The sequence below is a fragment of the Ensifer sp. BR816 genome (assembly GCF_000378985.1).
In the GTDB taxonomy this organism is placed as follows: Bacteria; Pseudomonadota; Alphaproteobacteria; order Rhizobiales; family Rhizobiaceae; genus Sinorhizobium.
On the sequence record NZ_KB905370.1, the window covers coordinates 1,354,395 to 1,380,164 of the forward strand.

26 protein-coding genes are annotated in these 25,770 nt (G+C 65.2%); 10 read left to right on the top strand and 16 right to left on the bottom strand.

The genetic code is table 11. The annotated features are described in order from the left end of the window. Nucleotide 1: 1 nt before the first annotated feature. Nucleotides 2-1,234 (bottom strand): bifunctional cobalt-precorrin-7 (C(5))-methyltransferase/cobalt-precorrin-6B (C(15))-methyltransferase, encoded by a 1,233-nt coding sequence (locus tag RHIBR816_RS0106505; RefSeq protein WP_026186707.1) that lies wholly within the window; start codon nt 1,232-1,234, stop codon nt 2-4. On the opposite strand from RHIBR816_RS0106505, the gene RHIBR816_RS0106510 reads away from it, so the two are divergent. After that, entirely contained in the window at nt 1,212-2,012 is an 801-nt protein-coding gene (locus tag RHIBR816_RS0106510) for a cobalt-precorrin-6A reductase (protein ID WP_026186708.1), read from the top strand. The two genes, RHIBR816_RS0106505 and RHIBR816_RS0106510, sit on opposite strands and share 23 nt — an antisense overlap. On the opposite strand, the gene RHIBR816_RS0106515 is transcribed toward RHIBR816_RS0106510, so the two are convergent. The 6 genes from RHIBR816_RS0106515 to ung form a co-directional block, all read right to left on the bottom strand. Further along, entirely contained in the window at nt 1,976-2,740 is a 765-nt protein-coding gene (locus RHIBR816_RS0106515; RefSeq protein ID WP_018235731.1) for a precorrin-3B C(17)-methyltransferase, read from the bottom strand. The genes RHIBR816_RS0106510 and RHIBR816_RS0106515 overlap by 37 nt on opposite strands. Then, complete coding sequence (locus tag RHIBR816_RS0106520) at nt 2,737-3,504, bottom strand: precorrin-2 C(20)-methyltransferase (RefSeq protein WP_018235732.1); 768 nt, start codon at nt 3,502-3,504, stop codon at nt 2,737-2,739. The genes RHIBR816_RS0106515 and RHIBR816_RS0106520 overlap by 4 nt, the downstream gene beginning before the upstream one ends. Beyond that, nucleotides 3,501-4,133, bottom strand: coding sequence for a precorrin-8X methylmutase (locus RHIBR816_RS0106525; RefSeq protein WP_018235733.1), 633 nt, complete (start codon nt 4,131-4,133; stop codon nt 3,501-3,503). The genes RHIBR816_RS0106520 and RHIBR816_RS0106525 overlap by 4 nt, the downstream gene beginning before the upstream one ends. 2 nt (nt 4,134-4,135) lie before the next feature. After that, a complete protein-coding gene (cobG, locus tag RHIBR816_RS0106530) occupies nt 4,136-5,500 on the bottom strand; it encodes a precorrin-3B synthase (protein WP_026186709.1) in 1,365 nt (454 codons plus the stop codon). A gap of 130 nt (nt 5,501-5,630) precedes the next feature. Further along, nucleotides 5,631-6,401 (bottom strand): precorrin-6A synthase (deacetylating), encoded by a 771-nt coding sequence (gene cobF / locus RHIBR816_RS0106535; RefSeq protein ID WP_018235735.1) that lies wholly within the window; start codon nt 6,399-6,401, stop codon nt 5,631-5,633. A gap of 90 nt (nt 6,402-6,491) precedes the next feature. Continuing rightward, nucleotides 6,492-7,217 carry a uracil-DNA glycosylase gene (gene ung / locus RHIBR816_RS0106540; RefSeq protein ID WP_018235736.1) on the bottom strand — a complete coding sequence of 242 codons (726 nt, stop codon included), beginning with the start codon at nt 7,215-7,217 and terminating at the stop codon, nt 6,492-6,494. 198 nt (nt 7,218-7,415) lie between these two features. Here ung and modA point away from each other — a divergent pair, with 198 nt between their 5' ends. From modA to modC, 3 genes are all read left to right on the top strand, one after another. Further along, complete coding sequence (gene modA, locus RHIBR816_RS0106545; RefSeq protein ID WP_018235737.1) at nt 7,416-8,219, top strand: molybdate ABC transporter substrate-binding protein; 804 nt, start codon at nt 7,416-7,418, stop codon at nt 8,217-8,219. 98 nt (nt 8,220-8,317) lie between these two features. After that, nucleotides 8,318-9,019: a molybdate ABC transporter permease subunit gene (gene modB / locus RHIBR816_RS0106550; RefSeq protein ID WP_018235738.1), complete on the top strand. Its 702-nt coding sequence runs from the start codon at nt 8,318-8,320 to the stop codon at nt 9,017-9,019. Beyond that, nucleotides 9,016-10,083, top strand: a complete 1,068-nt coding sequence (modC, locus tag RHIBR816_RS0106555; RefSeq protein ID WP_018235739.1) for a molybdenum ABC transporter ATP-binding protein — start codon at nt 9,016-9,018, stop codon at nt 10,081-10,083. Before modB ends, modC begins: the two co-directional genes overlap by 4 nt. Here the strand turns inward: modC and RHIBR816_RS33750 are convergent. Beyond that, nucleotides 10,080-10,490: a winged helix-turn-helix domain-containing protein gene (locus RHIBR816_RS33750; protein ID WP_052522721.1), complete on the bottom strand. Its 411-nt coding sequence runs from the start codon at nt 10,488-10,490 to the stop codon at nt 10,080-10,082. The two genes, modC and RHIBR816_RS33750, sit on opposite strands and share 4 nt — an antisense overlap. Before the next feature lie 45 nt (nt 10,491-10,535). Beyond that, on the bottom strand, nt 10,536-11,273 hold the full coding sequence (locus RHIBR816_RS0106565) for an SDR family oxidoreductase (RefSeq protein ID WP_018235741.1): 738 nt from the start codon (nt 11,271-11,273) through the stop codon (nt 10,536-10,538). 635 nt (nt 11,274-11,908) lie between these two features. On the opposite strand from RHIBR816_RS0106565, the gene RHIBR816_RS0106570 reads away from it, so the two are divergent. From RHIBR816_RS0106570 to lpdA, 4 genes are read left to right on the top strand one after another with little or no spacing between them, the layout of a single operon-like run. Next, a complete protein-coding gene (locus tag RHIBR816_RS0106570; RefSeq protein WP_018235742.1) occupies nt 11,909-13,141 on the top strand; it encodes a 3-methyl-2-oxobutanoate dehydrogenase (2-methylpropanoyl-transferring) subunit alpha in 1,233 nt (410 codons plus the stop codon). Between the two features lies 1 nt (nt 13,142). Then, entirely contained in the window at nt 13,143-14,156 is a 1,014-nt protein-coding gene (locus tag RHIBR816_RS0106575; RefSeq protein WP_018235743.1) for an alpha-ketoacid dehydrogenase subunit beta, read from the top strand. Between the two features lie 4 nt (nt 14,157-14,160). Beyond that, nucleotides 14,161-15,438: a dihydrolipoamide acetyltransferase family protein gene (locus tag RHIBR816_RS0106580; RefSeq protein WP_018235744.1), complete on the top strand. Its 1,278-nt coding sequence runs from the start codon at nt 14,161-14,163 to the stop codon at nt 15,436-15,438. A gap of 7 nt (nt 15,439-15,445) precedes the next feature. Then, complete coding sequence (lpdA, locus tag RHIBR816_RS0106585) at nt 15,446-16,840, top strand: dihydrolipoyl dehydrogenase (protein ID WP_018235745.1); 1,395 nt, start codon at nt 15,446-15,448, stop codon at nt 16,838-16,840. Nucleotides 16,841-17,132: 292 nt separating this feature from the next. Here lpdA and RHIBR816_RS0106590 read toward each other — a convergent pair whose 3' ends face one another. The 6 genes from RHIBR816_RS0106590 to hmgA form a co-directional block, all read right to left on the bottom strand. Then, on the bottom strand, nt 17,133-18,314 hold the full coding sequence (locus RHIBR816_RS0106590) for an acetyl-CoA C-acyltransferase (RefSeq protein ID WP_018235746.1): 1,182 nt from the start codon (nt 18,312-18,314) through the stop codon (nt 17,133-17,135). Between the two features lie 104 nt (nt 18,315-18,418). Beyond that, entirely contained in the window at nt 18,419-19,303 is an 885-nt protein-coding gene (gene purU, locus RHIBR816_RS0106595) for a formyltetrahydrofolate deformylase (protein ID WP_018235747.1), read from the bottom strand. Nucleotides 19,304-19,457: 154 nt separating this feature from the next. Further along, on the bottom strand, nt 19,458-20,099 hold the full coding sequence (gene maiA / locus RHIBR816_RS0106600) for a maleylacetoacetate isomerase (RefSeq protein WP_026186710.1): 642 nt from the start codon (nt 20,097-20,099) through the stop codon (nt 19,458-19,460). Nucleotides 20,100-20,140: 41 nt separating this feature from the next. Then, nucleotides 20,141-21,157, bottom strand: a complete 1,017-nt coding sequence (locus RHIBR816_RS0106605; protein ID WP_018235749.1) for a fumarylacetoacetate hydrolase family protein — start codon at nt 21,155-21,157, stop codon at nt 20,141-20,143. Nucleotides 21,158-21,169: 12 nt separating this feature from the next. Beyond that, nucleotides 21,170-22,039: an MBL fold metallo-hydrolase gene (locus RHIBR816_RS0106610; RefSeq protein WP_034815031.1), complete on the bottom strand. Its 870-nt coding sequence runs from the start codon at nt 22,037-22,039 to the stop codon at nt 21,170-21,172. After that, a complete protein-coding gene (hmgA, locus tag RHIBR816_RS0106615) occupies nt 22,036-23,403 on the bottom strand; it encodes a homogentisate 1,2-dioxygenase (RefSeq protein WP_018235751.1) in 1,368 nt (455 codons plus the stop codon). Before hmgA ends, RHIBR816_RS0106610 begins: the two co-directional genes overlap by 4 nt. An 82-nt stretch (nt 23,404-23,485) precedes the next feature. On the opposite strand from hmgA, the gene RHIBR816_RS0106620 reads away from it, so the two are divergent. Beyond that, nucleotides 23,486-23,947, top strand: coding sequence for a MarR family winged helix-turn-helix transcriptional regulator (locus RHIBR816_RS0106620; protein ID WP_018235752.1), 462 nt, complete (start codon nt 23,486-23,488; stop codon nt 23,945-23,947). Between the two features lie 77 nt (nt 23,948-24,024). On the opposite strand, the gene RHIBR816_RS0106625 is transcribed toward RHIBR816_RS0106620, so the two are convergent. Further along, nucleotides 24,025-24,516, bottom strand: a complete 492-nt coding sequence (locus RHIBR816_RS0106625; protein ID WP_018235753.1) for an Lrp/AsnC family transcriptional regulator — start codon at nt 24,514-24,516, stop codon at nt 24,025-24,027. Between the two features lie 131 nt (nt 24,517-24,647). On the opposite strand from RHIBR816_RS0106625, the gene hppD reads away from it, so the two are divergent. Continuing rightward, nucleotides 24,648-25,766, top strand: coding sequence for a 4-hydroxyphenylpyruvate dioxygenase (gene hppD / locus RHIBR816_RS0106630; protein WP_018235754.1), 1,119 nt, complete (start codon nt 24,648-24,650; stop codon nt 25,764-25,766). Nucleotides 25,767-25,770 lie beyond the last annotated feature (4 nt).

Genomic DNA, 25,770 nt, shown 5'->3' on the forward strand with positions numbered 1-25,770 from the left:
CTCAGCTCTTGATCCAGGACCATTGCGTCACCGGCATCGCCGGACGCCAGCCCGTCATCGTGCCAACCGGCGAGGCGCGGGCGATATCGATGCGGATCAACGAGCCGCCGAGCCGGGCGTGATGGGCCAGCAGCACCGCCTCCATTTCCGTCGTCACGGCATTGGCGACCAGCCGGCCGCCTGAGGCAAGCGACGCGATCGCAGCGTCCATGACGCCGGCTTCACTGCCGCCGCCACCGACGAAGATCACATCCGGCCGGACAAGCCCGCGCAGCGCCTCAGGCGCCTGGCCTTCGACGACCGTCAGGCCCGGCACACCGAAGCGACCGGCATTCCGACCGATCCGCGCAGCTCGCTCGGGCGAAGCTTCGATGGCGATCGCCCGCATCGCCGGATCCGTCAGCATCCATTCGATGGCGATCGAGCCGGAGCCGGCGCCGATGTCCCAGAGAAGCTCGCCCTTGCGCGGCGCCAGCGCCGAGAGCGTCAGCGCCCGGACCTCGCGCTTGGTGATCTGGCCGTCATGCTCGAAGAGCGTATCGTCAAGGCCGCCGGCAAGCGGCAGGACGCGTGCGGTTGCATCCGCGACGACCTCGACCGCGCAGACGTTCAAGGCGTCGACCGTTTCCAGCGCGAAGCTCGCGGCGATGTGCCGGGAACGGCGCTCACGTTCCCCGCCAAGCGCTTCGAGAACCGTAAGCCGGGATTGACCGAAGCCGCTTTCGCTGAGCAGTTCGGCAAGCGCCTTGGGGCCGTTCCCGTCCGACGTCAGCGCAAGGACACGGGCGCCCGGCTGCAGGTGCGGGCGAATGAGATCGAGCGGGCGGCCATGCAGCGAAACGGTTGCCGCCTCCTGCAGCGCCCATCCAAGCCGTGAGGCGGCCAGGCTGAAGGCAGAGGGCGCAGGGATCGTCCGAATCTCGCCGGCATCGATACGCCGGGCCAGCGTGGCGCCGACGCCGTAGAGGAACGGATCGCCGGAGGCGAGCACCACGACGGGGCTGCCGCGCCGCGCGATGATCGCCTCGACCGATTTCTCGAATGGGCTCTGCCAGGTCTCGCTCACGCCCTGGATCAGGGACGCCGCAAGCTCGATGTGTCGGACGCCGCCAAAGACGATCGGGGCTGCCGCAATGAGGCGCTTGGCCTCGGCGCCGAGACCGGCTACACCATCCTCCCCGATACCGATGACGGTCAACCAGGGAAAGACAGTGGCCGAGCCGCTATTCGACATGTCAGCCATGGGCAAACCTCGCATCCTGATCCTCGGCGGAACGACCGAGGCGCGGCAGCTTGCCGAAAGCCTCGCGGCCGATCGCCGCTACGACGCGGCGATCTCGCTGGCCGGCCGCACCGCCGATCCGCGGCCGCAGCCATTGCCGACGCGCATCGGCGGCTTCGGCGGCGCCGAAGGGCTTGCCGTTTTCCTGGAGCTCGAGAAGATTTCCCTGCTCGTTGATGCGACCCATCCCTTTGCCGCGCGGATTTCCCACAATGCCGCCATTGCGGCTGCGGCAACAGGAACGCCGCTCTTCGCGCTGCGCCGAGCCGCCTGGGAGGTCCAACCGGGAGATAACTGGACGCGCGTCGCAAGCGTCGCCGAGGCGGTCTCCGCCCTTGGCGCCGCGCCCCGACGCGTCTTCCTGGCGATCGGCCGGCAGGAGGCCTTCCACTTCGAGAAGGCTCCGCAACACAGTTATATCGTCCGCAGCGTCGATCCCGTGACGCCGCCGCTCAATCTTCCCAATGCCACCGCGGTCCTCGCGCACGGCCCGTTCGCCGAAGCCGACGAGCTCGAACTGCTCCGTCAACAGGCGATCGATGTTGTCGTCGCCAAGAACAGCGGCGGCACCGCCACCTACGGCAAAATCGTCGCAGCCCGGATGCTCGGGCTCGAGGTGGTGATGGTCGAGCGCCACAAGCCGGCCGATGTGGCGTCGGTCAGCACGTGCGATGCGGCGCTCGAACGCATCCATCAATGGCTGTCCCCGGTAAAGGACCGCGGCGTGTAGATGAGATCCGGCTTGCCGTCGCGGGCAACGATGCGCGTCTCCGGCGAACCGATGATCACGCAGGTCGCCATGTCGGCGCGGTCGGCATCGGCTTCGCCGAGCGGCATGACGGCGATGTGCTCGTCCGGTCGACCGGCCGCACGGCCGAAGATCACCGGAACGCGGGCCGGCAGCACCTCGCGCAGAACATCGAAGGCCTTGCCGAGCTGCCAGGGGCGCGCCTTGCTGATCGGATTGTAGAGGGCGATAACCAGCCCCGCTTCCGCCGCGAGCCGCAGCCGCCTGGTGATCACGTCCCAGGGTTTCAGGTTGTCCGACAGCGACATGGCGCAGAAATCGTGTCCGAGCGGCGCACCGATGCGTGCCGCCACGGCGAGCATGGCCGTGACGCCGGGCGTGATCGTAAGGTCGACCTGCCGCCACTCCTCAGGTCCCTTGTCGACCGCCTCGCAGACGGCGGCCGCCATCGCGAATATGCCCGGGTCGCCGCCGGAGACGACGCAGACATCGACACCGGCGCTCGCGCGTGTGAGCGCGGCTCTCGCCCGGTCCAACTCCTCGCGATTGTCGGAGGCGATCCGGCGCTGGTCGGCTCTGAGATGCAGGCGATCGAGATAGGGACCATAGCCGAAGAATTCGGTCGCAACGGCGATCGCATCCTGCGCTTCCGGCGTCATCTGCGCCGGATTGCCGGGGCCGGTGCCGACGATGAAAAGCTTTCCGGTCATGACCTGCCCTCCGCGCCGGGCCGATCCTTCCAGCCGGGCCGATCCTTCCAACCGGGAACGAGGACCAGCGAGAAATAGGGCGCATCGTCGTCCGGCTTCTCACCGAGTGGTACCATCGCGGCATTCTTCATCGTGCCCCGCTCGACATAGACTGCGGCTTCGAGCTTGCCCGCGGCCGCAAGGGCACGGCGGATCTTCGGCAGATTGCGGCCGACTTTCATGATTACGGCCGCCTCGGTATCGGCGAGGCGGCGCTGAAGCTCGTCCTCGCCCATGGTGCCGGGAAGAACCGAGAGAACCTCGTCCCCCTGCACCAGCGGCAGTCCCGCCGCCGACCAGCAGCCGGACATCGCCGTGATCCCGGGAATGACCTCGACCGGAAAACGGCCCGAAAGCCGCACATGCAGGTGCATGTAGGAGCCGTAGAAAAGCGGGTCGCCCTCGCTCAACACGGCGACGGTCCGACCGGCGTTCAGATGTGCGGCAACAGCTTCTGCGGAGGCATTGTAGAAATCGGTGATCTGCCGCTTGTAGGCCTCGTCGTCCTTGTCGATTTCGGTCGTCACCGGATAGTAGAGCGGCAGCTCCACCAGATCGGGCTTCAAAAGTCCCTCGACGACGGCGCGGCCGTTGCCGTTGCGCCCGGCCTTGGCGAAATAGGCGACGACATCCGCCTCGCTGAGCGCCCGCACCGCCTTGACGGTCAGAAGTTCAGGATCGCCGGGACCGGTCCCGACGCCAATCAGTCGACCCGCCCCGCTCACAGCCCCGGCCTCGCGAGCGAGTTCAGCGCCGCCGCCGTCATGGCGCTGCCGCCGAGACGGCCGCGCACGATCGCGAAGGGAACGCCGTAGGAATTCTCGGCAAGCGCGTCCTTCGATTCCGCCGCGCCGACGAAGCCGACCGGCATGCCGAGGATCGCCGCCGGCTTCGGCGCGCCGTCGCGCAGCATTTCCAGGAGATAGAACAGTGCCGTCGGCGCATTGCCGATCGCGACGACCGAGCCGGCCATCCGCTCGCCCCAGAGTTTCAGCGCCGCCGCCGAGCGCGTATTGCCGATCTCAGTGGCAATCTCCGCCGTGCGCGGATCGCGAAGCGTGCAGATCACCTCGTTGCCGGCCGGCAGCCGCGCCCGGGTCACGCCGTGGGCGACCATTTCCGCATCACAGAAGATCGGAGCCCCGTTCTTCAGTGCCGAGCGCGCGGCCGAGACGAAATCGGGAGAGAACACGAACTGGCGCGCCGCCTCGACGGAACCGCAGGCATGCACCATGCGCACCGCAAGGTCGGCCTCCGCTTCCGAGAAACCGGAAAGATCGGCTTCCGCCCGGATGATCGCGAAGGAACGCTCGTAGATGGCATTGCCATCGCGGATATAATCGTAGTCAGGCATTTCTATCCCTGTTCAAACGCTGCGGCGATGCGCGCGGTCCCGAGCCGTGTAAGACAGGAGCGCGCCGATTCGCCAGCGTCTTTGTTTCTTCTAACCAGCGCATTGAGCCCGGCCAGCGCACTTCTTATTCCGTTTTCATCCGTGTAGGCGCTTGGCGCGACGGAAGCAGTGCCATTTACGACGAGCGCATATCCTGATGGCGCACCGACAAGGGTGAGCGGAGATGCCCTGGGCCTGGCGCATCCCTTGGCGCAGCCCGAGAGATGGACTGCGAGCGAGCCGTCGAGAAGGTCGGCACCGACCTCGAGCAATAGCCCGGCCACCACCTTGGTGTCCATCAGCGCCGAGGCGCAGGCAAGGCCGGCGCAGGTGGCAATGTGATTGCGCGGATCATCGGCGGCGACCAGGAAACCGCGGGAAAACGCGAGGCGCTGCCCGACAGCCGCCGCTTCGCGCGACAATCCGAGGACGAGGAGGCCATGGCGCGGCGCCAGGCGTATTTCCGTCGCGCCGAGCTCCTCGACGCGGCTCAGAAAGGCGATCAGGCTGGCGCTATCGGTCTGCGCAAAAGCAAGAGCGACACCGAGCACCGTGCGGCCGTTGCCGAAATCGTGGATGCCCGCCGGCAGGAACGGCAAGGCGCCGCCGGTCGCCGGCAAGGGGTCGAGGCCGGCGGATAGACGCTGCCGGATGCCATCCGCATCCAGATCGCGACCGCGTGCGGCTGGGCCGAGGTGATCGAGCTCCGCCAGAATTTCCATCACCGCAGGGACGACCCGCTCCGCCTCCAGCAGCGCTACCGGCCGCTCCGGACGTCCCGCGCCGCCGAGGGAAAGCAGCCAGCGAAGGCCATCCTCGCTGTTCCGCGCCTCAAGGCGGAGATCGGCCGCGACGTCCCGCAGGTGGAAGCCGCCATTCCCATCGATAACGATCGACAATTTCGGTGCGAGCGCAAGCGCCGGACGCCGTTCGGCAATGGCGGCGCGCAGGGTCGCGGCCAATGGCCGGGGATCGGCGATTTCGTTCGGATCGAATCCGGCAAGCGGCGGCGTCTCGATCGCGACCCCCTCGGCAACGGCAATTCCCGCCTCTCCGATCGCGGCGGCAAGGGCCGGAACGCTTGGAGCGGTCAGCCCGCGGATCTGCAGGTTGCCCCGCGCGGTTACCTCGATAATGCCGCTGCCAAAGGCTGCGGCCGCCTCAGCCAGTACCGTTAGCTCGGCGGGCGTCAGGCCGTCGGTCGCCGGACGCAGGCGCACGAGCAGACCATCTCCGGTCTGCATCGGCGCCGCAAGCGACGGACAGGCACCGCGACGCATCGATGTGCCGAGCTCCATCGGTGATTTAGGCGCAGCGCAGCTCGTCATCCCGTTCCATTGTCCCTGGCACCATCGCAGCCTCACACGGTGCGTCGATGATAGAGCCTATATCACAGCCACCGCCCTTGAGAGAGATCAAAGCCCGGCGAGCCGTACCCTTCGAACCGCTCCCTGGCGGCTACTCGTCGAAATCCGCGCCCTTGCGCAGCAGGTAAATGTCCATGATCCAGCCCATGCGCTCGCGCGCATCGGCCCTTGCCTTCAGGATTTCTTCCTTTACGTCGGCGAGACGCCCGGAAATGACGATCTCGTCCGCCGTACCGAGATAGGCGCCCCAGTAGATTTCCGCATCCGGATCGTCGATCTTCTGAAACGCCTGTTCGCCGTCGAGCATGACGGCGGCCGTCTCGCTTTTGTGCGGAAAGCTCTCGGCAAGCCGGCGGCCGGTGGTGATCTCCACGGGCTTGCCGACCAGGTTGAGCGGAATGCGGTGGCTGGCGCAAAGCGCCTGCAGGCTGGTGATCCCGGGCACTACCTCGAAGTCGAAGGCCACGCGGCCCTGTGCGCGAACCCTTTCGACGATGCGGATCGTGCTGTCATAGAGCATCGGATCGCCCCAGACGAGGAAGGCGCCGGTCTGCCCATCGGAGAGCTCGCCATTGAGCAGAGCCTCGTAAGTCGCGGCGATGCCGGCATGCCAGTCGTCAACGCTTTGAACGTAGCTGCGCTCCGCGGTCCGGCGGACCGGCACGGCAAACTCGACGGTGCGGCTGTCGCTGCGCGTCACGTAGCGGGCGCAGATATCGCGGCGCACCTCGGCAAGCTCCGTCTTCCTCGCCCCCTTGGTCGGGATGAAGAGCACGTCGGCGCGGTTCAGCGCATTGATCGCCTGAACCGTGATGTGTTCGGGATTGCCCGCCCCGATACCGATGATCAGGATATGCCGCATGCCGTCTCTCCCGTCTGTGCCTCGCCAGTCTTTGGCGGATCGGGACCGACGGCGCAAGGCCCATGCACGACAGGAGAGGCGCCGACGGCGTCAACAGAGCGCCGCAGTCTGCCGGTCGACGGCGAGGGGAGGATCCTCCGGCAGCCGCCAATCGATCGGATCGAGCCCCTTCGACTTGAGGAAGGCATTGGCTTTCGAGAAATGCCTGCAGCCCAGGAATCCGGAATGGGCCGAGAGCGGCGACGGATGCGGCGCTGTCAGCACCAGGTTCCGGGAGCGATCGACGAAGGCCGCTTTCTTCTGTGCGTAGGAGCCCCAGAGCATGAAGACGACCGGCTGTTCCTGCTCGTTGACGGCGCGGATGACCGCGTCGGTAAAGCGTTCCCAACCCTTGCCCTGGTGCGAGGCCGCCCGGCCCCGCTCGACCGTCAGGACGCTGTTCAAGAGCAGCACCCCCTGGCGCGCCCAGCTTTCGAGGAAGCCGTGGCGGGCCGGTGGAATGCCGAGGTCGTCGCGAAGCTCCTTGTAGATGTTGACGAGCGACGGCGGGGTGCGCACGCCTGGCCGCACGCTGAAGCAGAGCCCGTGCGCCTGGCCGTCGCCGTGATAGGGATCCTGCCCGAGGATGACGACCCGGACCTTGTCGAGCGGCGTCAGGTCGAGCGCCCGGAAATATTCGCCGCCTTTCGGAAAGATCTGCCGGCCGTGCTGCTTTTCATCCATGAGAAAGCGCTTGAGATCGGCCATGTAGCCATGCCGGAATTCCGGCGTCAGCACGGCCTTCCAGCTCTCTTCCAGCCTGATCGTAGCATCCATGGATCTTGCCTCGCGTGGTTCCGCTCCGGAATTTAGCCCGATGGGCGTCCATCGCAAGCGCTCGCGTGGCATTTGCCCCTTCCGTTCACCGCTTTGATTACCCCTGTCGCGGAACATTGTATTTCTTCGGATATAGCGCTAACGAAGACGGAGAACCGTTATATCCTCATAAATATCACGTAAGAGATGGAGACAGGCATGCTCAAGGGACGGAGAGAGTGGATCAAGGGCTTCGGGCTGACCGGTTTGATGCTGGCGCTCGGGATGACTTTGGCGGGCGCGGCATTCGCCCCCGCCCAGGCAGAAGAGAAGGTAACGGTATTCGCTGCGGCGAGCCTGAAGAACGCGCTCGACGCGGTGAATGCCAAATGGAAAGGGGAAACCGGCAAGGAGACCACCGCCTCCTATGCGGCAAGCTCGGCGCTCGCCAAGCAGATCGAACAGGGCGCCCCCGCCGACATCTTCATCTCCGCAGACCTCGCCTGGATGGACTACCTTGCCGAGAAGAAGCTGATCAAGGACGACACCCGCTCCAACCTGCTCGGCAACCGCATCGTCCTCGTATCCGCCAAGCCGGACGCCGGTCCAGTCGAGATCAAGCCGGGCCTGGACATTGCCGCTCTCCTGGGCGACGGCCGGCTGGCGATGGGTGCCGTCGATTCCGTCCCCGCCGGCAAATACGGCAAGGCAGCACTCGAAAAGCTCGGCATATGGCCGACGGTCGAGGCAAAGGTAGCGGGTGCCGAAAGTGTGCGCGCCGCCCTGCTTCTCGTTTCACGCGGCGAAGCACCCTACGGCATCGTCTACCAGACCGACGCTGCCGCAGACCCGGGCGTGAAGGTGGTCGGCACCTTCCCGGAGGACAGCCATCCGGCGATCATCTACCCGATCGCGATCACCGCACAGAGCAAGAATGCCGATGCGGCCGCCTATCTTGAATTCGTCAAGTCGCCCAAGGCTGCGGCACTTTTCCAGGCACAAGGCTTCATCGTCCTCGAATAGGGCCTTGCGCCACCTGCCGTCGAGCGGGCAGAACATGTTCGCGTCGTTCACGTCATCCGTGGGCGACGCGGCACGTCACGGAGGACTGGAGCACGAACTTGGACTGGCTGGCACTCACTGACGCGGAATGGACGGCCGTCCGGTTGAGCCTGCGGGTGGCGACGGTCGCGATGCTTGCGAGCCTGCCGATCGCACTCCTCGTCGCCATGGCATTGGCGCGCGGGCGTTTCTGGGGCAAGTCCGTCCTGAACGGCCTGGTCCACATGCCCCTGATCCTGCCGCCGGTCGTCACCGGCTTCGTGCTGCTCCTGCTGTTCGGGCGGCGCGGACCGATCGGCGCCTTCCTCGCCGAGAATTTCGGCCTCGTCTTTTCCTTCCGCTGGACCGGTGCGGCGCTCGCCTGCGCCGTCATGGGCTTTCCGCTGATGGTGCGCAGCATCCGGCTGTCGATCGAAGCGGTCGACCGCAAGCTCGAAGACGCCGCCTCAACGCTCGGCGCCAATCCGATCTGGGTGTTCCTGACCGTGACCCTGCCGCTGATCCTTCCCGGCATAGTCGCCGGCATGATCCTTTCCTTCGCCAAGGCGATGGGCGAGTTCGGCGCGACGATTACCTTCGTCTCCAACATTCCGGGCGAAACCCAGACGCTGTCCGCCGCAATCTACAGCTTCACCCAGGTTCCGGGCGGCGACGCCGGCGCCATGCGCCTCGCCGTCATCTCGATCGTCATCTCGATGACGGCGCTGATGCTGTCCGAAGTTCTTGCCGCCGCCGCGGCGCGACGGACGGTCGCCGCATGAGCCTCGAGGTCGAAGCGCGTCACCGCATCGGCTCCTTCTTAATCGACGCCGCATTCCGGTCGGAGGGCGGCGTGACGGCGCTCTTCGGTCGTTCCGGCTCCGGCAAGACATCGCTGATCAACATCATCGCCGGGCTTCTGAGACCCGACCAGGGCCGCATCGTGCTCGACGGCGACGTCATAGCCGACAGCGAGAAGCGGCTCTTCACGCCGATCCACCGCCGGCGCTTCGGCTGCGTCTTCCAGGAGGCTCGGCTGTTTCCGCATCTGAGCGTCCGCAGGAATCTCGCCTATGGGCGCTGGTTCGCCGGCGTCGGCAAATCCGGCTCCGAGTTCGCCAAGATCATCGATATGCTTGGCATCGGCGACCTGCTCGACCGGCGCCCCTCGACGCTCTCTGGCGGCGAGCGCCAGCGCGTGGCCGTCGGCCGGGCGCTGCTGGCCGCACCGCGGCTCCTGTTGATGGACGAGCCGCTCGCCGCCCTCGACGAGGCGCGAAAGGCGGAGATCCTGCCCTATCTGGAACGGCTTCGCGACGAGACGCGGATACCGATCGTCTATGTCAGCCATTCCGTCGCGGAGGTGGCACGGCTGGCGGAACGCGTCGTCGTCGTGGAGAACGGCCGGGTCAAGGCATCCGGCACGGCCGCCGCCATTCTCAGCCGACCGACGGGCGCGCTTGAGCGGCGGGAGACGGGCGCCTTGATCGAAAGCACGGTCGACAGCCATGATGCCGCGCATAACCTGACGATAGTGCGCGCCGGCGAATGCCTGATCCGCATACCGCATCTCGTCACGGCGCCGGGCCGTCGGCTCCGCCTCTATATCGCCGGGCGCGACGTGATGCTCGCCACGACGAAGCCGGAAGGGATCAGCGCCCTCAACGTCCTCCAAGGAAGGATCGTCGATCTTTCGCCGGCCCGGGAGGGCAGCGTCGACGTGCGCGTCGATTGCGGCGGCAATATCATCATCGCTCGCATCACCAGCCTCTCCCGTGAGGCGCTCGGCCTTGAGCCCGGCAAGCCTGTCCACGCGATCATCAAGACCGTGGCGCTGGACTATTAGGACGATTGCGCAGGTCGTTTCTGGGATGAGCTTTCCGTCCGGTGCGATGCTTCGCCGGCCCGCGCCGCCTCGAGCCAATCGAGGTCTTCCGCGATCGCCTTCCTGGTCCTTGCTTCCATCGCCCGAAAGCGCTCGATCAGCGCCTCGCCGAAGGCGGTGAGCGCCGCACCTCCGCCCTGTTTGCCGCCGCGCTGCGACTCGACCGCCGGCTCCTTGAACATCCGATTGAGCGCATCGACCAGTAGCCAGGCGCGCCGGTAGGACATGTCCATGGCGCGGCCGGCGGCGGAAATCGATCCGGTTTCGCGGATCAGTTCGAGAAGCATGATCTTGCCGCGCCCGAGGCGATCCTCGGGCGGGAAATCGATGCGCAGGACGGGGCGAAGCTCGGTGTCGGCTTTAGGCATGCGCCGCAGCATAGTCATTGCCGCAGGCGACGAAAAGGCCCGCGTTCAGAGGCTCATGCCGCCATCGACGACATGCACATGGCCGGTCGTATAGGCCGAAACGTCGCTGGCGAGGTAGACGGCGAGCGCGGCGATTTCCTCGGGCGTGCCGAGCCTGCCCATCGGCTGGCGGGCGATGAAGGCGGCGCGTGCCTCCTCGTAGTTGCCCTGCGCCCGCATCCGCTCCTCGAGCGACGGCGATTGCACGGTGCCCGGCGCAATCGCGTTGCAGCGAACGCCCTTGCCGATGTAATCGATCGCCACGGACTTGGTGAGGCCGATCACCGCCGCCTTGCTGGCGGAATAGGCGAAGCGGTTCGGCACGCCCATCGGCACGCCGGCGACCGACGACATGTTGATGATCGAGCCGCCGCCCTTTTCAAGCATGCCCGGCAGGAAGGCGCGGATCATCCGGAACATCGATTTGACATTGAGGTCGAAGGCGAAATCATAGTCCTTCTCGCTCGCCTCGAGGATCGTGCCGGCATGGACGAAGCCGGCGCAGTTGAAGAGGACGTCGATCGCACCGGTGTGCGCGGCAAAATCGGCGATCGCCGCTTCGCTCAGCACGTCGAGCTTCGCCACGTCGACGCCGGTGGTCGCGAGCTCGGCGAGCTTGTCCTCGTTGATATCGGTCGCGATCACCGACGCCCCTTCCCGCCGGAACGCCTCGGCCGCCGCGCGGCCGATACCCTGTGCTGCGGCCGTGATCACCGCACGCTTGCCTGCAAGAAGTCCGCTCATTGTCCGCCTCGTCGATATCGGTAGGATTTGTGTCAGCGTACGCCTGCTCTGCGGCCCCGCACCTTGCTTTCAACAGACATCGAAGCCTGCCGGCCTGTCAAGCGGGCAATTCGTATTTTTATCGGAAAAAGACAGAACGCGCCGGCGAGGATGGAGCTGTGCATGACGGGCCGGAGAGATCTCTTACTGGCTTGATCCCGGCCGCCGAAAATGCAGCGATGGAAGACCGCCGCCTGCCCTTCTGCGAGAAACGGCATGCCGATCGAGATCGCGCCGCCCGTCTGAGCGCGATTTCAGGTCCGTTGCCCCAAGCCGGTCACGAAAGAAAATTACGCGCCGCCGGGGCACCGTCACGGCTCCGCGATCGGCCCCGAGCGGGCGCCGGCACGAATCTGTCTTTCTTCGCCCGGACACCCGGATCGCTGCCGAAAGGCCTTCATCAAACCCCGGAGTCGTGGCAGTCTGTAGGCATAACCCTTTGGGAGAACGAGGGTTGTAGACGGCCGGTCGGCCCGGGGCGGAGCAGCGCCTGCGGGCCGTTGTCCGTCGTCATCGACGTCGCACGGCTGCGGGGCTTTTCGCTCAACGGTTGACCAATGCGCGACGCGCAATCCGGAAGGGAGGCCGGAATCCGCATGGATGAATTCAGCCGATTGAGTCTGCATATCCCCGAACCGGCCGTCCGGCCGGGCGATCAGCCCGATTTCTCCACAGTCAAGATTCCGAAGGCAGGTTCCGTGCCGCGGCCCGAGGTCGACGTGGAGCCGGAAACGATCCGCGATCTCGCCTACTCCATCATCCGGGTGCTCAACCGCGAGGGCGAGGCTGTCGGCCCCTGGGCCGGCCTGCTCTCGGACGAGGAACTCCTGACGGGTCTTCGCCACATGATGATGCTGCGCGCCTTCGACGCCCGCATGCTGATGGCGCAGCGCCAGGGCAAGACCTCCTTCTACATGCAGCATCTCGGCGAGGAGGCTGTGAGCTGCGCCTTCAGAAGAGCGCTTCGCAAGGGCGACATGAATTTCCCGACCTATCGCCAGGCGGGGCTCCTGATCGCCGACGACTATCCGATGGTCGAGATGATGAACCAGATCTTCTCGAACGAGAACGATCCCTGCCACGGCCGCCAATTGCCGGTCATGTATACCTCGAAGGAGCACGGCTTCTTCACGATCTCCGGCAACCTCGCCACCCAATATGTCCAGGCGGTCGGCTGGGCGATGGCCTCGGCCATCAAGAACGACACCCGGATCGCCGCCGGCTGGATCGGCGACGGCTCGACGGCCGAGTCGGATTTCCACTCGTCGCTGGTCTTCGCCTCCACCTACAAGGCACCGGTCATTCTCAACATCGTCAACAATCAGTGGGCGATCTCGACCTTTCAGGGCATCGCCCGAGGCGGCTCCGGCACCTTTGCGGCGCGCGGCCTGGGCTTTGGCATTCCGGCACTGCGCGTCGACGGCAACGACTACCTCGCCGTCTATGCCGTGGCCCGCTGGGCCGCGGAACGGGCGCGGCGCAATCTCGGTCCGACGCTGATCGAATACGTGACCTACCGGGTCGGCGCCCATTCGACCTCGGACGATCCGAGCGCCTACCGGCCGAAGACGGAATCGGAAGCCTGGCCGCTCGGCGACCCGGTGCTGCGGCTGAAGAAGCACCTGATCGTGCGCGGCGCCTGGTCGGAAGAGCGCCATGCCCAGGCCGAGGCCGAGATCATGGATCAGGTGATCCAGGCGCAGAAGGAAGCCGAAAGCCACGGCACGCTGCACGCCGGCGGCAGGCCGTCGGTGCGCGACATTTTCGAGGGCGTCTATGCCGAGATGCCGCCGCATATCCGCCGCCAGCGGCAGAAGGCAGGGTACTGACATGGCCAGAATGACAATGATCGAAGCGGTGCGCAGCGCCATGGACGTCTCGATGGGGCGCGACGAGGACGTCGTCGTCTTCGGCGAGGACGTCGGCTATTTCGGCGGCGTCTTCCGCTGCACCCAAGGGCTCCAGGCGAAGTACGGCAAGACCCGCTGCTTCGATGCGCCGATCAGCGAATCCGGCATCGTCGGCACCGCCATCGGCATGGCGGCCTACGGCCTGAAGCCCTGCGTCGAAATCCAGTTCGCCGACTACATGTACCCGGCCTATGACCAGCTCACCCAGGAGGCGGCGCGTATCCGCTATCGCTCGAACGGCGACTTCACCTGTCCGATCGTGGTGCGCATGCCGACCGGCGGCGGCATCTTCGGCGGCCAGACCCACAGCCAGAGCCCTGAAGCGCTCTTCACCCATGTCTGTGGCCTGAAGGTCATCGTGCCGTCGAACCCTTATGATGCCAAAGGCCTGCTGATCTCGGCGATCGAGGATCCGGACCCGGTGATGTTCCTGGAGCCGAAGCGGCTCTACAACGGCCCCTTCGACGGCCATCACGAGCGCCCGGTGACCCCGTGGTCGAAGCATGCGCTCGGCGACGTGCCGGAGGGTCACTATTCGATCCCGATCGGCAAGGCGGAAATCCGCCGCAAGGGTTCGGCGGTCACCGTGATCGCCTATGGGACGATGGTGCATGTGGCGCTGGCAGCTGTGGAGGAAACCGGCATCGATGCGGAAGTCATCGATCTGCGCAGCCTGCTGCCGCTCGATCTCGAGACGATCGTGCAGTCGGTCACCAAGACCGGACGCTGCGTCGTCGTGCACGAGGCGACGCTGACCTCGGGCTTCGGGGGTGAACTCGTCGCTCTCGTTCAGGAGCACTGCTTCTACCACCTCGAGGCCCCAGTCGTCCGGGTGACCGGCTGGGACACACCCTACCCGCATGCCCAGGAGTGGGATTATTTCCCGGGCCCGGCGCGCGTCGGGCGGGCGCTGACCGAAGCGATGGAGGCCTGAGGCAATGGGCGAATTCATCATCAAGATGCCGGATGTCGGTGAAGGCGTCGCCGAGGCCGAGCTCGTCGAATGGCACGTCAAGCCGGGCGATCCGGTCCGCGAGGACATGGTGCTGGCCGCCGTCATGACCGACAAGGCGACGGTCGAGATCCCTTCGCCGGTCACCGGCAAGGTGCTCTGGCTCGGCGCCGAGATCGGCGATACGGTCGCGGTGAAGGCGCCGCTGGTCAGGATCGAGACCGCCGGCGAAGATGGCGAACCACCCGCGGACAGCGTTCCGGAGGCACTCGCCGAAACTGTGCGGGAAGAACCTGTCGCCGTCTCCACCCCGCCGGCGGCCAAGGCGCCGGCCGAACCTGAGAAGGCCGCACCCCGGCCAGCACCGGCGCCACGCGAGGCGGAGGCAGCAAGGAAGCCGCTGGCTTCGCCGGCCATAAGGCTGCGCGCCCGGGAGAGCGGCGTCGACCTCCGGCAAGTGATTGGCACAGGCCCCGCCGGCCGCATCACCCACGAGGACCTCGACCTCTTCATCGGCCGCGGCGCCGAGCCCATGCCGGCCCAGGTCGGCCTCACCCGTAAGACGACGGTCGAGGAGATCAAGATAGCCGGACTGAGGCGGCGGATCGCTGAGAAGATGTCGCTCTCCACGTCGCGCATCCCCCACATCACCTATGTGGAGGAGGTGGACGTGACGGCGCTCGAGGAGCTGCGCGCGACGATGAACCGCGACCGCAAGCCGGATCAGCCGAAGCTGACGATCCTGCCCTTCCTGATGCGCGCGCTGGTCAGGACGGTCGCCGACCAGCCGGGCGTCAATGCCATCTTCGACGATCACGCCGGCATCGTCCACCGCCACGCGGCCGTCCATATCGGCATCGCCACCCAGACGCCCGCCGGCCTCACCGTGCCGGTCGTGCGCCACGCCGAGGCCCGCGGCATCTGGGATTGTGCGGCGGAATTGAACCGCCTGGCCGAAGCGGCCCGGACCGGCACCGCGACCCGCGACGAACTGATCGGCTCGACGATCACCATCTCTTCGCTCGGTGCGCTCGGCGGCATCGCCTCGACGCCGGTGATCAACCATCCGGAGGTGGCGATCGTCGGCGTCAACAAGATTGCGGTGCGCCCCGTATGGGACGGGTCGCAGTTCGTGCCGCGCAAGATCATGAATCTGTCGTCGAGCTTCGACCACCGCGTCATCGACGGCTGGGATGCCGCCACCTTCGTGCAGCGCCTGAAGACGCTGCTCGAAACGCCGGCACTGATTTTCGTTGAAGGGTGACGCGACCATGAAGGAAATTTCCTGCAAGCTCCTGGTGCTCGGTGCCGGCCCCGGCGGCTATGTCTGCGCGATCCGGGCGGGACAGCTGGGCGTCAACACCGTGATCGTCGAGAAGGCAAAGGCCGGCGGTACCTGCCTCAATGTCGGCTGCATTCCTTCCAAGGCCCTGATCCATGCGGCCGAGGAGTTTCACAAGCTTCGCGTTGCCGCCTCCGGCAGGAGCCCGCTCGGCCTGTCGCTCGAGGCACCGGCTATCGACCTCAAGCGAACCGTCGCCTGGAAGGACGGGATCGTCGGCCGCCTGACCGGCGGCGTCTCGGGCCTCCTCAAGAAGGCCGGTGTCAAGGCCGTTGTCGGTGAGGCCCGCTTCGTCGATGGCAAGACGGTGGACGTAGAAACGGAAACCGGCGTCCAGCGTATCCGCGCCGAGGCGATCGTCATCGCCACCGGCTCGGCCCCCGTCGAACTTCCCGACCTGCCGTTCGGCGACAACGTCATCTCCTCGACCGGGGCGCTGGCATTGAAAGAGGTTCCGCAGACGCTCGCCGTCATCGGCGGCGGCTATATCGGTCTCGAACTCGGCGCGGCCTTCGCCAAGCTCGGCTCGAAGGTGACGGTGCTGGAAGCCATGGACCGCATCCTGCCGCAATACGACGCCGATCTCTCGAAGCCGGTGATGAAGCGGCTCGGCGAACTTGGGATCGAGGTATTCACCCGCACCGCCGCCAAGCGCCTGTCGGCAGACCGGCGCGGCTTGCTTGCCGAAGAGGCCGGCCGCGCCTTCGAGGTGCCGGCCGAAAAGGTCCTCGTGACGGTCGGTCGCAGGCCCGTCGTCGAAGGCTGGGGATTGGAGGAGATCGATCTCGACCGCTCCGGCAAGTTCATCCGCATCGACGACCAGTGCCGAACCTCGATGCGGGGCATCTATGCGATCGGTGACGTCACCGGCGAGCCGATGCTCGCGCACCGAGCCATGGCGCAGGGCGAAATGGTCGCGGAAATCGTCGCGGGCCAGAAGCGGAGCTGGGACAAGCGCTGCATTCCGGCAGTTTGCTTTACCGATCCGGAAATCGTCAGCGCCGGTCTCTCGCCGGAGGAAGCACGCGCGGCTAGCATCGAAATCAAGATCGGCCAATTCCCCTTCCAGGCGAACGGCCGCGCCATGACGACGCTTTCCGAGGATGGTTTCGTCCGCATCGTCGCGCGCGCCGACAACCACCTCGTCCTCGGCATCCACGCTGTCGGGCATGCCGTCTCGGAGCTTTCCTCCGCCTTCGCGCTGGCGATAGAAATGGGCGCGCGCCTGGAGGATATCGCCGGAACGATCCATGCGCATCCGACGCAGTCGGAGGCGTTTCAGGAGGCGGCCTTCAAGGGGTTGGGGCACGCGTTGCATATTTGAGGCGGGCGGGGCTGACACCTCGGAAAAGCCCCCTCCCCAACCCCTCCCCACAGGCGGGAGGGGCTTCCTTAGAGCAATTCCAGGAAAAGTGTGTAACGGTTTTCCGCCCGGAATTGCGTAATTTCAAAGAGTTGGATCATTTCACCGTTTCAATGAAACGATGAAATGATCTAGCGGCTCCCTTGGCGCATGACCTCCGCCGTCGCTACTTTGTCAGACCCTGAGTTGCGCGGGACGGTGCGGCCCGGTGAGCCCCTCCCACCTGTGGGGAGGGGTTGGGGAGGGGACTGCGCTACTGCAGCAGCTCCAGTCCCACCGCCGTTGCCTCGCCGCCGCCGATGCAGAGCGAGGCGATGCCGCGCTTGACGCCGTTCGCGCGCATTGCATGGAGCAGCGTGACAACGATGCGGGCGCCGGAGGCGCCGATCGGGTGGCCGAGGGCACAAGCACCGCCATGGATGTTGACGATGTCGTCGGAAAGACCGAGGTCGCGGATCGCCGCCATGGCGACGATGGCGAATGCCTCGTTGATCTCGTAGAGGCCGACGCTCGATTTTTCCCAGCCGAGCTTGTCCAGGAGCTTGTCGATGGCGCCGATCGGCGCCGTTGTGAACCAGGCGGGTTCCTGCGCATGGCCGGAATGGCCGGCGACGATCGCAAGCGGCGTCAATCCGCGCTTCTCAGCCTCGCTGGCGCGCATCACGATCAGCGCCGCGGCGCCATCGGAGATCGATGAGGAATTGGCGGCCGTGACGCTGCCGCCGTCGCGGAAGGCGGGCTTCAGCTTCGGAATTTTCGCCGGATCGGCCTTCAGCGGCTGCTCGTCGCGGTCGAGATTGGCAGTTCCGCGTTTGCCGCCCTCGGTGATCGCAACGATCTCATCGGCGAAAGAGTTGTCATCCGCCGCCTTCAGGGCCCGTTCGAGCGAACGCAGCGCGAAAGCGTCCTGGTCGGAGCGGGAAAACTGATAGTGCTGGGCGGTGTCTTCGGCATAGGTGCCCATCAGGCGGCCGGAATAGGCGTCCTCCAACCCGTCGAGGAACATGTGGTCCTTGACCTCGCCGTGGCCGAGCCGGAAGCCGCCGCGCGCCTTCGGCAGGAGGTAAGGCGCATTGGTCATCGACTCCATGCCGCCAACGGCAACGAGCGACGCGCTGCCGGAGACAAGCGCATCATGGCCGAGCATCAGCGCCTTCATGCCCGAGCCGCAGACCTTGGAGACCGTCGTCGACGGCGTTTCCTGTCCGAGGCCGGCACCGAGCGCCGCCTGCCTGGCCGGGTTCTGCCCGAGGCCGGCGGGCAGCACATTGCCCATCAGCACTTCGTCGACCGCGCCGAGGCCGGCGCGATCGAGTGCCGCCTTCAGCGCGATGGCGCCGAGTTCCGGCGCCGTCAGATCCTTGAGACCGCCCTGGAAGGCGCCCATCGGCGTGCGCGTCGCCGAAACGATTACCACCGGATCACGATTGCTCATCTTAGTCCTCCCAAAAGCTTTGAGACGACTATAGCCACCGCACGCTGCGAGGCAACGCCGGCGGCACCATGCCTATTGGCAGGCCGCCGGCTGGTGCGGACGCGTCAGCCCATGCGCTCGGAAGCGTAGGAACCCGGGCTCGGCGGGAACACCACGACGCGGTTGCCGTTGATGAAGGTACGGTGGTGGATATGGGCATGGACCGCCCGGGCCAGCACCTGGCTTTCGACGTCGCGGCCGATCGAGACATAGTCCTCGGCCGACTGGGCATGGGTGATGCGGGCGATGTCCTGCTCGATGATCGGACCCTCGTCGAGATCGGCGGTGACGTAGTGCGCGGTCGCGCCGATCAGCTTGACGCCGCGCTCATAGGCCTGCTTGTAGGGGTTGGCGCCCTTGAAGGACGGCAGGAACGAGTGGTGGATGTTGATGATTTTCCCCGACATCTTCTTGCAAAGCGCATCCGACAGGACCTGCATGTAGCGGGCGAGCACGATCAGCTCGGCGCCGGTCTGCTCGACGAACTCCAGCAGCTGCGCCTCCGCCTTCGGCTTGTTCTCCTTGGTCACCTTGATGCAGTGGAAGGGGATGTCGTGGTTGACGACCACCTTCTGGTAGTCGAAGTGGTTGGAGACGACGCCGACGATGTCGATCGGCAGCGCGCCGATCTTCCAGCGGTAGAGCAGGTCGTTCAGGCAATGGCCGAAGCGCGACACCATCAAGAGCACCTTCATCCGCTCTTCGGAATCGCGGATCTCCATCGCCATGCCGAACTGCTTGATGACAGGAGCAAAGCCTTCGCGCAGTTCCTCGAGCTTCGCACCTTCCTGGCTGATGAAGGTGAGGCGCATGAAGAACAGGCCCGTCTCGAGGTCGTCGAATTGCGAGCTGTCGCTGATGTAGCAACCCTTCTCCGCGAGATAGCCGGTGACGGCAGCGACGATGCCGCGGGTGGATTTGCAGGTGACGGTCAGCACATAGCTTTTCATCGATGATCTCTCGTTCTTGAGGTGTTTCCGCGCCCCCTTATACGGGCAGTCACGCGAAAACTACCGTGACGCTTTCCGACCCGCCGATCCATTCGCGACATCCGATGGACCGAACGGACCACGGGCAGCCGTTCTGAAAAGCATCCGAGGGAAGTTAAGGCTTCGATCGGTCGGGATGCGCTCTTGCGAAGGCATCGACTTCGGCGCAACGGGTGTCGATGGCGACGATCCGGGGGCAAAGGGAAAGATCGACCTCCCAGCGGCGCGCATTGTAGACCTGCGGCACGAGGCAGATATCCGCCATGCTTGGACTCTCGCCGTGGCAAAAGCTTCCGGTGGAGGGGTGATCGAGCAATCGCTCGAAGGCGGCAAGGCCCTCGCCGATGAATTTCCGCATCCAGGCGCGCCGCGCCGCCTCTCCATCCTCGGCACCCGCCACCACATGGGCGACGATGCCGAGATTGCAGACGGGATGGATTTCCATGGCGATGGCATAGGACAGCGCCCGCACGCGCTGGCGTCCGATCACGTCCTCCGGAAGAAATCCACTGCCCTTTCTCGTTTCGGCGAGATACTCGACGATGGCGAGCGACTGGGTGAGACGCTCGCCATCGATATCGAGAACGGGAACGAGCCCCTGCGCGTTGCGGGCGAGATGCTCAGGCGCACGATGCGCCTGGGCGAGCAAGTCGACCGGGGCGGAACGGTAGCTTTCACCGACGAGGTTGAGGGCGATCCGGACCCGATAGCTCGCCGACGAGCGCCAATAGTCGTAGAGGACGGTTTCGTTTGCCATTCCTGCCTCCGTTCCGACTTCCATGAATGGCACTACGGGCCTCAACTGCGCTCGTATCTTTCCACCTTCTGTTCGATGGCGCCGAAGATCGAATGGCCGGCCCTATCCTTCATTTCGATCCTGACCACGTCGCCGAATTTCAGGAAAGGCGTCGAAGGCGAACCGCTTTCGATCGTTTCGATCATCCGCAGTTCGGCAAGGCAGGAGTAGCCGACGCCGCCTTCCGCGACCGGCTTGCCCGGTCCGCCGTCGAGCTTGTTGGAAACGGTTCCGGAGCCGATGATCGTGCCTGCCGAAAGCGCCCGGGTGCGCGCGGCGTGCGCAATCAGCTGCGGGAAATCGAAGGTCATGTCGATGCCGGCATTGGCCCGGCCGAACGGCTTGCCGTTAAGATCGACGCGAAGCGGCAAATGCAGCCTGCCCCCGTCCCAGGCGTCGCCGAGCTCGTCGGGCGTCACCGCCACCGGCGAGAAGGCGGAGGACGGCTTCGATTGGTAGAAGCCGAAACCCTTGGCGAGTTCGCCGGGGATGAGACCGCGCAGCGAAACATCATTGACGAGCATGACGAGGCGGATCGCCTGCCGCGCCTCCTCGAGCGTCGCGCTCATCGGCACGTCATCGACGACGACGGCGACCTCGCCCTCCATGTCGATGCCCCAGGTCTCGTCGGCCATGACGATCGCGTCGCGCGGCCCGAGGAAACTGTCGGAGCCGCCCTGATAGATCAGCGGGTCGGTCCAGAAACTCTCCGGCATCTCCGCATTGCGGGCCTTACGGACCAGTTCGACGTGATTGACATAGGCCGAACCATCGGCCCAGTGGAAAGCCCGCGGCAGCGGCGACGCCGCATCGTGCTCATGGAAACGCATCGTCGGCTGGGATCCGGTCTCCATTCCCTCGGCGACGCGCGCCAGCCGGGGGCCCGCATGGGCCCAATCGTCGAGCGCCGCCTGCAGCGTGCGGGCGATGTGCCCCACCTCGGAGCACCGGGTCAGGTCTTTCGAGACCACCACGAGCTTGCCGTCGCGTGTGGAGTCCTTGAGTGTCGCCAGTTTCATGCAGTCCTCCCTCTACACGGACGAATCGTCCGCAAACTCCACAACAAGGCCGTCGGAAGCGATCGTCAAGGCGCCCTGCCAGCTTTTACGCGCCGCCGCGACCCAGTCGGCTTGTGAGATCTCCGGGTCGTCGGCTGGAATGAGATGATGCAATACGAGCCGGCCGACGCCGGCCGCCTCTGCGATCGCGCCCGCCTGTTCGGCGAATGTGTGGCTTGCAAGCAGATGTTCCTTCAGCCGCGCGCCGTTGCCGGTGCGCGCCACCAGACGGTCGACCCCTGCAGCGAGCATCGCTTCGTGGACGAGAATGTCGGCGCCGCGCGCAAGATCGGCAAGCGGCGGGAAATAGGCCGTGTCGGAGGAAAACACGACGGTGCCTTCCGCATGATCGAAGCGCAGTGCGAAACAGTCGGTGACCGGCGGGTGGTCGACACGCAGCGCCGATACGGTGAGGCCATCCTCCGAAAAAACGTCACCGTCTGAGTATTCGACGACCTCGACGAGCCTACGCAGATCCGGCCTGCCCTCGTCGACGATGCGAATGTCGATGTCGAAGGCCATCGACTGAAGGAAGCCCTGCCAACAGGCCTGCGTGCCGGCGGGTCCGAAGACGCGCACGGGATGCGCGAGCCCCGCTGTCCAGGCGGTATGGATAAGCGGCCCGAGTTCCAGGACGTGGTCCGAATGCAGATGGGTGACGACGATCAGGTCCAGCGCCTTGAGCGACACGCCGGCATCGGTCAGCCCACGGGTGACCCCGAGCCCGCAGTCGACCACGATCGTGCGGCCGGCGATCTCGAGCAGCGACGATGTCGGCCAGGGACCGCCTGGCCGGATCGCCGGGCCGCCCTTGCTGCCAAGCAAGACAAGGCGCGCACTCAAGACCAATCGCCCTCCGGCGTCCCGTTGAAGCGCTTCTTGAGGTCGGTCCAGCAGTCGACGTAATTGTCCTGCAGCGTCTCCAGTTCGGCGGCGAAACGGGTCAGTTGCTGTGGGAAACGGGTCTCGAACATGAAGGCCATGGTATTGTCGAGCTTCACCGGTTTCAACTCGCCGTTCGTCGCCTTTTCGAAGCCGGATGCATCCGGCCCATGCGCCAGCATCATGTTGTGCAGGCTCATGCCGCCCGGCACGAAACCTTCTTCCTTGGCGTCATAGCGGCCTTGGATCAGTCCCATGAATTCGCTCATGATGTTGCGGTGGTACCAGGGCGGGCGGAAGGTGTGCTCGGCGACCAGCCAGCGCGGCGGGAAGATGACGAAATCGATGTTCGCCGTGCCCTCCTCCCCCGAGGGCGCAGTCAGCACCGTGAAGATCGACGGATCCGGATGGTCGAACAGGATCGCGCCAACCGGCGAGAAGGTCTTGAGGTCGTATTTGTAGGGCGCGTAGTTGCCGTGCCAGGCGACGACGTCGAGCGGCGAATGGCCGATATCGACGACATGGAACGAGCCGCACCACTTCACCTGCACCCGGCACGGCGCCTCCTTGTCCTCGAAGGCGGCGACCGGCGTCTTGAAGTCGCGCGGATTGGCCAGGCAATTGGCGCCGATCGGACCGCGATCCGGCAGCGTGAACTTGGCGCCGTAGTTCTCGCACATATAGCCGCGCCAGACCTCTTCCTCGCCGAGCCGGGTGACCTTGAACATCGTGCCGCGCGGCACAATGCAGATCTCCGACGGCGCCACGTCCATCTTGCCGAGTTCGGTGAAGACGCGGATCGCTCCCGTTTCCGGCACGATCATCAGCTCGCCATCGGCGTTGAAGAAATAGTCGTCCTCCATGTCGGAATTGAAGGCATAGGCATGTGCCGCCATGCCGACCTGCGTCAGCACGTCGCCCGCCGTCGTCATCGTGCGGATACCTTCAAGGAAGTTCAGCGCCTCGGTCGGCGTCGGCAGGGGGTTCCAGCGCACTTGCCCAAGCGCCAGCGAGTGCTCAGCGGCATGCGGCGCCGTCTTCCAGTGGGGGTAATCGATCTTCGTGAAGCGGCCGGTATGTCGCACACTCGGCCGTATGCGGTAGAGCCATGAGCGCTCGTTGGTGCCGCGCGGCGCCGTGAAGGGCGAGCCGGAGAGCTGTTCGGCATAGAGACCGTAATTGCATCTCTGCGGGCTGTTCTGCCCCTGCGGCAGGGCGCCGGGCAGGCTTTCGGTCTCGAAGTCGTTGCCGAAACCCGGCATGTAGGCGAGCGCCTGTTCCTCGCCGGTCGCTCCGCCGCGGCGCTTTTCCGCCTTGTCCAACATGGTTTGCATCTCCTCTTCAGTACCGCATATTAGTTACAATCGTAACTATTGATTTTGTAACTATCAACGGCGGAGGGATTGCTTGACCGAGGTGTTCGAACTCGAGGCCTTCCTCCCCTACCGGCTCAACCGGGCGGCGGAATTCGTATCGCTGCGCTTTGCCGCGCAATACAAGGCGCGTTTCGCGCTGACCCGGCCCGAGTGGCGAACATTGGCCGCCCTCGGCAGCTCGGACCGCAGCATGACGGCGACCGAGATCGGCGCCCATTCATCGATGCACAAGACGAAGGTGAGCCGCGCCGTCTTCGGCCTCGAGCAGCGGCGCTGGCTGAAGCGCGAGGAGGATGGCCGCGACCGCCGGTTCGAGCACTTGGCGCTGACGCCCGCCGGCCAGCAGGCGTACAAGGAACTGACGGCGCTGGCGAGCACCTATCAGGCCGAATTGCTGTCGATGCTCGGGGCGCCAGAGATGGCGGCGCTTTCCAAGGGTTTGTCGGCCGTGGAACGGGCGATGAAGAACACCAGGCGCCCCGGCGACAGCTAGAGCAATTCCAGGAAAAGTGTGTAACGGTTTTCCGCCCGGAATTGCGTAATTTCAAAGAGTTAGATCATTTCACCGTTTCAATGAAACGATGAAGGCTTCATGCGTTCGGGAATCGGCAGGCCCTCGAAACTCTTCAGCGTCTCCAGGACGATCGAGGTCTTCACATGCTGGACGCTGTCATGCGGCAGCAGCACGTCGTTGACGAAGCGCGAAAGGCCGGCGAGGTCGGGCGTCACGACGCGCAGATGGTAGTCCATCTCGCCGGTGAGCGCATAGGCCTCCAGCACCTCGGGCAGCCCCGAGATCAGCTTGGCAAAACGCTTGGCGTTGTCTCGGTTATGGGTGGCGAGCGTCACCGAAATCACCACCATCAGATCGAGTCCGAGCTTTTGCCGGTCGATCTGCGCCTGATAGCCGGTGATGAAGCCTTCCGCCTCGAGCCGCGATCGACGCCGCGAACACTGCGACGGTGAGAGTGCGATCCGCTCGGAGAGTTCGTTGTTGGTCAGATGCCCGTCGCGCTGCAGTTCGTCGAGAATTTTGAGGTCGAATCCGTCAAGCTGATTCATTCATGCACCCCGGCATCGTATTTTGCACAATTCATGCACGATCTGCGCCGATTCGCGCAAGAATACAAGCATCATGCATCGGATCTGCGCCATACTCCAACAAAGTTCGGAGGAACGAGAGGAGATTTTCGATGGGTCCGTTCCCGCATGATGCCCCGCCCGCAACCATCTCGGCAGACAATCCCGCCGGCACGGACGGCTTCGAGTTCGTCGAGTTCGCCCATCCGGAGCCGGAGAAGCTTCAGGAACTCTTCGGTCGCATGGGCTACACGCCGGTTGCCAGACACCGGACGAAGAACATCACAGTTTGGCGGCAAGGCGACATCAACTACATCCTGAATGCCGAACCCGGCTCGCATGCGATGCGCTTCGTCGACAAGCACGGCCCTTGCGCCCCGTCGATGGCCTGGCGCGTCGTCGACGCGAAGCATGCCTTCGAGCACGCCGTCGCCAAGGGCGCCGAACCCTATACCGGCAATGACAAGAGCCTCGTCGTGCCGGCGATCGTCGGCATCGGCGGCTCACTTCTCTATTTCGTCGAGACCTACGGCGCCAAAGGATCCGCCTACGACGCCGAGTTCGAATGGCTGGGCGAACGCAATCCGAGGCCCGCCGGCGTCGGCTTCTACTATCTCGACCACCTGACCCACAACGTCTATCGCGGCAACATGGACAAGTGGTGGGCCTTCTATCGCGAGCTGTTTAACTTCAAACAGATCCATTTCTTCGACATTGATGGCCGCATCACCGGGCTGTTGAGCCGGGCGATCACCTCCCCCTGCGGCAAGATCCGCATCCCCCTGAACGAGTCGAAGGACGATACAAGCCAGATCGAGGAGTATCTGAAGAAATACAAGGGCGAGGGCATCCAGCACATCGCCGTCGGCACAGAGGCGATCTACGACGCGACCGACCGGCTGGCGGAAAACGGTCTGAAGTTCATGCCCGGACCTCCGGACACCTACTACGAGATGTCGCACGAGCGCGTCCACGGCCACGAGGAGCCGATCGAGCGGATGAAGAAGCACGGTATCCTGATCGATGGCGAGGGCGTGCTGAACGGCGGCATGACGAAGATCCTGCTGCAGATCTTCTCGAAGACCGTCATCGGGCCGATTTTCTTCGAATTCATCCAGCGCAAGGGAGACGAAGGCTTCGGCGAGGGCAATTTCCGGGCGCTGTTCGAGTCGATCGAGGCCGACCAGATCCGGCGCGGCGCGCTCGACACCCCGCCGGCAGCAGCCGAGTGAGGCC

Excerpts from the sequence above, each read along its gene's own strand:
- RHIBR816_RS0106505 (WP_026186707.1), bottom strand. The coding sequence starts at position 1,234 with ATGTCGAATAGCGGCTCGGCCACTGTCTTTCCCTGGTTGACCGTCATC.
- RHIBR816_RS0106515 (WP_018235731.1), bottom strand. The coding sequence starts at position 2,740 with ATGACCGGAAAGCTTTTCATCGTCGGCACCGGCCCCGGCAATCCGGCG.
- RHIBR816_RS0106525 (WP_018235733.1), bottom strand. The coding sequence starts at position 4,133 with ATGCCTGACTACGATTATATCCGCGATGGCAATGCCATCTACGAGCGT.
- cobG (WP_026186709.1), bottom strand. The coding sequence starts at position 5,500 with ATGACGAGCTGCGCTGCGCCTAAATCACCGATGGAGCTCGGCACATCG.
- cobF (WP_018235735.1), bottom strand. The coding sequence starts at position 6,401 with ATGCGGCATATCCTGATCATCGGTATCGGGGCGGGCAATCCCGAACAC.
- ung (WP_018235736.1), bottom strand. The coding sequence starts at position 7,217 with ATGGATGCTACGATCAGGCTGGAAGAGAGCTGGAAGGCCGTGCTGACG.
- modA (WP_018235737.1), top strand. The coding sequence starts at position 7,416 with ATGCTCAAGGGACGGAGAGAGTGGATCAAGGGCTTCGGGCTGACCGGT.
- modC (WP_018235739.1), top strand. The coding sequence starts at position 9,016 with ATGAGCCTCGAGGTCGAAGCGCGTCACCGCATCGGCTCCTTCTTAATC.
- RHIBR816_RS33750 (WP_052522721.1), bottom strand. The coding sequence starts at position 10,490 with ATGCCTAAAGCCGACACCGAGCTTCGCCCCGTCCTGCGCATCGATTTC.
- RHIBR816_RS0106565 (WP_018235741.1), bottom strand. The coding sequence starts at position 11,273 with ATGAGCGGACTTCTTGCAGGCAAGCGTGCGGTGATCACGGCCGCAGCA.
- RHIBR816_RS0106570 (WP_018235742.1), top strand. The coding sequence starts at position 11,909 with ATGGATGAATTCAGCCGATTGAGTCTGCATATCCCCGAACCGGCCGTC.
- RHIBR816_RS0106575 (WP_018235743.1), top strand. The coding sequence starts at position 13,143 with ATGGCCAGAATGACAATGATCGAAGCGGTGCGCAGCGCCATGGACGTC.
- RHIBR816_RS0106580 (WP_018235744.1), top strand. The coding sequence starts at position 14,161 with ATGGGCGAATTCATCATCAAGATGCCGGATGTCGGTGAAGGCGTCGCC.
- lpdA (WP_018235745.1), top strand. The coding sequence starts at position 15,446 with ATGAAGGAAATTTCCTGCAAGCTCCTGGTGCTCGGTGCCGGCCCCGGC.
- RHIBR816_RS0106590 (WP_018235746.1), bottom strand. The coding sequence starts at position 18,314 with ATGAGCAATCGTGATCCGGTGGTAATCGTTTCGGCGACGCGCACGCCG.
- purU (WP_018235747.1), bottom strand. The coding sequence starts at position 19,303 with ATGAAAAGCTATGTGCTGACCGTCACCTGCAAATCCACCCGCGGCATC.
- maiA (WP_026186710.1), bottom strand. The coding sequence starts at position 20,099 with ATGGCAAACGAAACCGTCCTCTACGACTATTGGCGCTCGTCGGCGAGC.
- RHIBR816_RS0106605 (WP_018235749.1), bottom strand. The coding sequence starts at position 21,157 with ATGAAACTGGCGACACTCAAGGACTCCACACGCGACGGCAAGCTCGTG.
- hmgA (WP_018235751.1), bottom strand. The coding sequence starts at position 23,403 with ATGTTGGACAAGGCGGAAAAGCGCCGCGGCGGAGCGACCGGCGAGGAA.
- RHIBR816_RS0106625 (WP_018235753.1), bottom strand. The coding sequence starts at position 24,516 with ATGAATCAGCTTGACGGATTCGACCTCAAAATTCTCGACGAACTGCAG.
- hppD (WP_018235754.1), top strand. The coding sequence starts at position 24,648 with ATGGGTCCGTTCCCGCATGATGCCCCGCCCGCAACCATCTCGGCAGAC.